This is a genomic window from Pseudanabaena biceps PCC 7429 (assembly GCF_000332215.1).
Taxonomy (GTDB): domain Bacteria; phylum Cyanobacteriota; class Cyanobacteriia; order Pseudanabaenales; family Pseudanabaenaceae; genus Pseudanabaena; species Pseudanabaena biceps.
This window is the reverse complement of sequence record NZ_ALWB01000313.1, coordinates 1-4,421: the sequence shown is the minus strand read 5'-3', so window position 1 is coordinate 4,421 and position 4,421 is coordinate 1. Positions and strand designations below refer to the sequence as shown.

Here is a 4,421-nt window from a genome sequence, read left to right as displayed (position 1 = left end):
CAATAATCATGACTGTAGATGTGCTTTTCTTTTTCTATCTACTTTAGGCAGTTTGTATCTCTTTTACTCTGCCTTTTTTTCCTTTTTTAGTCTAAACTCCAGTTAAAATGCTACTTTCTTAGAATTCGCGATCGCCCCTTACCACCCACAAAACCCGATCGCCTATTCCCCACATCAAACAGCGATCGCCCCTTACCACCCACAAAACCCGATCACCTATTTCCCACATCAATCAACAATAATTTAGTAGTGAAAGCGGCAGGCGAGAATTCTGATTTTATCGTCTAAAACTTCATAAACTAGACGATGTTCTTGATCAATCCGACGTGACCAACAGCCAGATAGATCGTGTTTTAGTGCTTCAGGTTGTCCTGTACCTTCAAATGGATTACGTTGGACTTCACGAATCAGTTTGATGATTTTTAAAGCTTTTTTACGATCACTTTCAATCCACCAAACTAAGTCCTCAAAAGCATCTGCATCAAATTCCAAGTTTTTCACAGGTTGCTTCCAAAGAGATTCCATCTTGACGTTTTCTGGCTTTAAGCAGTCTTTCTTTCATAGCTGGACTGCTAAGTAAATATGCTGTTTCTCTTTCTGCCATTAGTTCTTGCCAGAAGGCAATAGGGACAACTACGGAAACTGTTTGCCCTTCTGAATCACAGATGTATTGTAATGCGTTAGTCATAGCAGTCAGTACAACTTACTTGATTAATCATAATTATAACTGATCGCCCCTCATCACCCCAAACCCGATCGCCTAGATCTCAAACTCTTTTCTACTTCTGCCCATCTTTGGGAACTGTGCAAGCATAGGAAACTTGTCAAGGACTTTTGCTAGTAATAAATCGGCTGCTAGGGAATCATTTTGAGCAAGATATACCCACATATCCTCAAGGTCAAGATCTGCTTGTCGGGATATCTTAAATCGATTCATTTTTATGAGCTAAGCGTTTTTGACCACGATTTTTAATGTTTTCTAATAGATTGGGTAATGAGTCTGAATCGTATTCGGTGTAGTCACCATTTTTTAGTTGTGCAATTCCGAGGTTAATATCTTGTTGTAGTGTTGCGAGTTTCAGGGCGCGAAGTTCAGCTTCAGCTTGCTCTGCCCGATCGCATATTGCTTGAAAGGCATGAGCATCTTGGACAACGACTTCAGCTTTACCGTTAACAGTTAGAACCATAGGCGATTGTGTTGATTTAATGCGTTCGATAAATTCTTTGGCGTTGCGCTTGAAGTCGCTCAAGGAGTGGATATTTTTTAGCTCGATCATAGTTGTCAAAGCACTTAATTCGGATCTAATTTAATGATAACTGATCTTTCTTTGCGATCGCAATTTCTATGATTCTTCATAAATATCTATCGCCTTTTCCCTCAAAATCAAACAGTGATCGCCCCTCAACACTCAACATCCGATCGCCTATTCCCCACATCAAACAGCGATCGCCTCTCAGTAAATATGTTAATCTGAACTAGGTTGATGCTTTAAGCAAAGATAAAAATGGATACTTTAGCAGAAACATTAAATGTGAGATTAGCTAAATGGCAGCCAGATGTTGCTGAATTGGCGAGACAGTTCATTTTGGAAATAATTGATTTAGCTGATCGCGATGCGTTAGATATTTTGCGATCGCGTTCTGTGGAACAAGAGGTATTGGATTTGCTGGATGAATATTAAGCAGGGTGAAGTTTGGTTAGCGGATTTAGGGATAGCGGCAAAAACTCGTCCTGTTGTCATTGTTTCTCGTTATGATGCAAATCCTCCAAGAGTTTTAGTGATTTATGTTCCTCTGACGACTCAGTATAGAAATAGTGAGTATGAGGTCGTACTTCCTAATTTGAAGTTTCTTAATCAATCATCTATAGCTAATGTTCAGGGTATAGCTTCTATTCCTACGGCAAGATTAGAACGCAAGTTGGGAGATTTGCCAAGTGATGTAATGTTACAAATCAAGCAAGCGATTATTTTTGCATTGGATTTAAGTTTGTAAGGCAGTGATCGCCCCTCACCACCCATCAAACCCGATCGCCTAAATCTCAAAATCAAACAACGATCGCACCATTACCACCCACAAACCCGATCGCCTAAATCTCAAAATCAAACAACGATCGCACCATTACCACCCACAAACCCGATCGCCTAAATCTCAAAATCAAACAACGATCGCATGAATTATGGATATTTCATTTTGATGCTGATTCGTTATAATATTAGCGATAAATTTGCTAAAGAGGGGCAAATATATGACTAGTCGTGAGCAGCTTATCCAAGAGCTTACAGAGGTTCCAGATGAGTTAGTAAAAGTAGTTTTAGATTTTTTACATCGGGTTAAGACGACACGTATTCATCATCCTTTAGCCAAATTTGCTGGTATTTTGAGTGATGCTGAAGCTGATGATTTGCAGAACGTAATTAGATCGGATTGCCGTCAGGTGGATATGAATGAGTGGTGAAGTTGCGCTAGATACTTCCGTTGCGGTACGTTTTTTGAATGGCGATCCTGAAGTTGTTTCAAGAGTTTTGGCGTTGCCAGAAATATTCTTGTCGGCGATTGTGGCGGGAGAGTTATTGTTTGGTGCTGAGAACTCCACTCGCGCATTAAAAAATTTACCTCGCTATTTGGAGTTTATTGAGGCTTGTGTAGTTGTTCCAATTGAGAGAAGAACGGCGGTTGTTTATACACAAACCCGTTTGGCTTTGAAGCGAAAGGGACGACCAATTCCGATGAATGATGTTTGGATTGCGGCGCATTGTTTAGAACGGGGTTGGGTGCTTGTGACTGATGATTCAGATTTTGATTATGTGGATGGTTTGGTTATAGAGCATTGGTAAAGACAGCGATCGCCCCTCACACCCACAAACCCGATCGCCTATTCTCTCAAATCAAACAGCGATCGCCTCTCACCACCCATAAAACCCGATCGCCTATTCTCTGCAAATCAACCAGCGATCGCCCCTCACCACCCACAAAACCCGATCGCCCATTCTCTCAAATCAAACAGCGATCGCCCCATTCACCAACCACAAACCCGATCGCCTAAATCTCAAAACCAAACAGCGATCACTATCTCACCACCCATTAAATGCGATCGCCTATTCTCTCAACATCAAACAGCGATCGCTATTTAAGTTTTCATCAAACCGACTGTGATCGCTATTATTGTGAATCATGATTTATAGGCGATCGTTTTAAATCTTTAAAATCTTCTGATCTGCTCTCAAAACTCCGATTCAATAAAATTATTTGCTGAATTATCTCTTGGAAATTTGCAGTCTTTTTATAAATTCCTTTCTTGTTTCCCTTTTCAATTACCTTTTGCTGCAACCATGTATTGAAACCATGAGCAACCATACCTCGCCAAGATTCCCGATCAATTCTTTCTTTAAGATCAGGACACCACTTATCAAGGTATCTTGTAGCTGCTTCGTCGATTCCAAATTCATGTTGTTTCTCTTCTATCTTAAGTAGATCAGTCAATATTAGTAAATGAGCAACATTGTAACCAATAGTTCCAGAACGCACTCGAAAATAATCTTCAAGTTCCTGCTTTTGCTGTTCAACAATCGTATTCCATCTACCAAGTGCCATCAAAAATATACTCAATCTTTTTTTATCCGAGTTTGAAGCTTGATTACCTTGTGACAAGGTTCTAGCAAACTGAATTTGAATATCAATTTTAGTTAATTCAATCTCAGTTCTCACAGATGAACACACCGCACATTCATCATTTCCCCTATGCAATTTTGATGCAAAAGCGTCAAATTTTAATAAAAATGGAGTTACAATATTACAAGATTTACAATAAGAAAGATTACAGAGATCTCTGCCTATGGCATCCTTCAAGCTATTAACAGGTTTAAAGTATTGAAGTTTTCCGCTATCCATTTCTCTCCAAGTATAAACTGGATAACCTGTAGTAACAGTCAAATGATAAATCCACATTAATTGCGCCACTTTCTTGTTTTTTGTAGGATAAATTATCCAACCATTCCAATTAGAACACCAATATAAACTGATAGTTTTATCACCTATATCAATTAAATCAAATTCCTGTTTACTAAAAATCGATGAAGTCATGACTAAGCTTGATTCTTTCTTAATATGACCTTTTTTATCTAAGTCTAAAATAATTTGTCCAAAAGCTTTATATTTACCTTTAACAACTGCTAGAGCATCGTAAATCACAATACAACGGCTAGTTGCACGTGTGTAAGCACATAAAAGAGATGTTTCATCACTTCCAAGCCCAGCCCAAACGACAACAACAGGAGCGGGAGCATCTCAATTAGGCACTGAGTATAAATACTTAGGAGAAAAGAGGGATAAAATAGAAATAAATTAACCCGTCCAAGCAAATGACACCAGAAGAAAAAGGAAGACTTGAAGCCTGCACCAGAGAGATAGCGGAAATCCTG

At 39.1% G+C, this 4,421-nt stretch carries 12 protein-coding genes; 6 read left to right on the top strand and 6 right to left on the bottom strand.

Going from position 1 to position 4,421, the window contains the following annotated elements; translation table 11 throughout:
* Window positions 1-243: 243 nt before the first annotated feature.
* The 4 genes from PSE7429_RS21505 to PSE7429_RS21495 all read right to left on the bottom strand — a co-directional run bounded on the left by PSE7429_RS21505 (window position 244) and on the right by PSE7429_RS21495 (window position 1,277).
* Window positions 244-525 carry a Txe/YoeB family addiction module toxin gene (locus tag PSE7429_RS21505; RefSeq protein WP_009629484.1) on the bottom strand — a complete coding sequence of 94 codons (282 nt, stop codon included), beginning with the start codon at window positions 523-525 and terminating at the stop codon, window positions 244-246.
* Entirely contained in the window at window positions 482-688 is a 207-nt protein-coding gene (locus PSE7429_RS24755) for a hypothetical protein (protein WP_009629483.1), read from the bottom strand. The genes PSE7429_RS21505 and PSE7429_RS24755 overlap by 44 nt, the downstream gene beginning before the upstream one ends.
* Before the next feature lie 72 nt (window positions 689-760).
* Window positions 761-937: a type II toxin-antitoxin system RelE/ParE family toxin gene (locus tag PSE7429_RS21500; RefSeq protein ID WP_009629482.1), complete on the bottom strand. Its 177-nt coding sequence runs from the start codon at window positions 935-937 to the stop codon at window positions 761-763.
* Window positions 924-1,277, bottom strand: coding sequence for a type II toxin-antitoxin system Phd/YefM family antitoxin (locus PSE7429_RS21495; protein ID WP_009629481.1), 354 nt, complete (start codon window positions 1,275-1,277; stop codon window positions 924-926). Before PSE7429_RS21495 ends, PSE7429_RS21500 begins: the two co-directional genes overlap by 14 nt.
* 68 nt (window positions 1,278-1,345) lie before the next feature.
* Between PSE7429_RS21495 and PSE7429_RS27650 the strand changes: the two genes are divergently transcribed.
* The 6 genes from PSE7429_RS27650 (at window position 1,346) to PSE7429_RS26055 (ending at window position 3,046) form a co-directional block, all read left to right on the top strand.
* Complete coding sequence (locus PSE7429_RS27650; RefSeq protein ID WP_267879029.1) at window positions 1,346-1,480, top strand: hypothetical protein; 135 nt, start codon at window positions 1,346-1,348, stop codon at window positions 1,478-1,480.
* Window positions 1,481-1,505: 25 nt separating this feature from the next.
* Entirely contained in the window at window positions 1,506-1,682 is a 177-nt protein-coding gene (locus PSE7429_RS26695) for a hypothetical protein (protein WP_009629480.1), read from the top strand.
* Window positions 1,672-1,995: a type II toxin-antitoxin system PemK/MazF family toxin gene (locus PSE7429_RS21490; RefSeq protein WP_009629479.1), complete on the top strand. Its 324-nt coding sequence runs from the start codon at window positions 1,672-1,674 to the stop codon at window positions 1,993-1,995. The genes PSE7429_RS26695 and PSE7429_RS21490 overlap by 11 nt, the downstream gene beginning before the upstream one ends.
* A gap of 253 nt (window positions 1,996-2,248) precedes the next feature.
* A complete protein-coding gene (locus PSE7429_RS21485) occupies window positions 2,249-2,458 on the top strand; it encodes a hypothetical protein (protein ID WP_009629478.1) in 210 nt (69 codons plus the stop codon).
* On the top strand, window positions 2,448-2,837 hold the full coding sequence (locus PSE7429_RS21480; protein WP_009629477.1) for a type II toxin-antitoxin system VapC family toxin: 390 nt from the start codon (window positions 2,448-2,450) through the stop codon (window positions 2,835-2,837). The genes PSE7429_RS21485 and PSE7429_RS21480 overlap by 11 nt, the downstream gene beginning before the upstream one ends.
* Window positions 2,831-3,046 carry a hypothetical protein gene (locus PSE7429_RS26055; protein ID WP_144052560.1) on the top strand — a complete coding sequence of 72 codons (216 nt, stop codon included), beginning with the start codon at window positions 2,831-2,833 and terminating at the stop codon, window positions 3,044-3,046. The genes PSE7429_RS21480 and PSE7429_RS26055 overlap by 7 nt, the downstream gene beginning before the upstream one ends.
* A 116-nt stretch (window positions 3,047-3,162) precedes the next feature.
* Here the strand turns inward: PSE7429_RS26055 and PSE7429_RS21475 are convergent, their stop codons facing one another.
* The gene (locus PSE7429_RS21475) at window positions 3,163-4,191 is read right to left on the bottom strand and encodes a hypothetical protein (protein WP_009629476.1); all 1,029 of its coding nucleotides are present in this window, start codon (window positions 4,189-4,191) and stop codon (window positions 3,163-3,165) included.
* A partial coding sequence (locus PSE7429_RS27395) for a hypothetical protein (RefSeq protein WP_009629475.1) occupies window positions 4,188-4,421 on the bottom strand: 234 nt, incomplete at its 5' end. The genes PSE7429_RS27395 and PSE7429_RS21475, both read right to left, overlap by 4 nt.

Bases quoted from the DNA above. Each gene is read 5' to 3' on its own strand.
- PSE7429_RS21495 (WP_009629481.1), bottom strand. From the start codon at position 1,277: ATGATCGAGCTAAAAAATATCCACTCCTTGAGCGACTTCAAGCGCAAC.
- PSE7429_RS27650 (WP_267879029.1), top strand. From the start codon at position 1,346: ATGATTCTTCATAAATATCTATCGCCTTTTCCCTCAAAATCAAACAGT.
- PSE7429_RS24755 (WP_009629483.1), bottom strand. From the start codon at position 688: ATGACTAACGCATTACAATACATCTGTGATTCAGAAGGGCAAACAGTT.
- PSE7429_RS21485 (WP_009629478.1), top strand. From the start codon at position 2,249: ATGACTAGTCGTGAGCAGCTTATCCAAGAGCTTACAGAGGTTCCAGAT.
- PSE7429_RS21505 (WP_009629484.1), bottom strand. From the start codon at position 525: ATGGAATCTCTTTGGAAGCAACCTGTGAAAAACTTGGAATTTGATGCA.
- PSE7429_RS21500 (WP_009629482.1), bottom strand. From the start codon at position 937: ATGAATCGATTTAAGATATCCCGACAAGCAGATCTTGACCTTGAGGAT.
- PSE7429_RS21480 (WP_009629477.1), top strand. From the start codon at position 2,448: ATGAGTGGTGAAGTTGCGCTAGATACTTCCGTTGCGGTACGTTTTTTG.
- PSE7429_RS26695 (WP_009629480.1), top strand. From the start codon at position 1,506: ATGGATACTTTAGCAGAAACATTAAATGTGAGATTAGCTAAATGGCAG.
- PSE7429_RS21490 (WP_009629479.1), top strand. From the start codon at position 1,672: ATGAATATTAAGCAGGGTGAAGTTTGGTTAGCGGATTTAGGGATAGCG.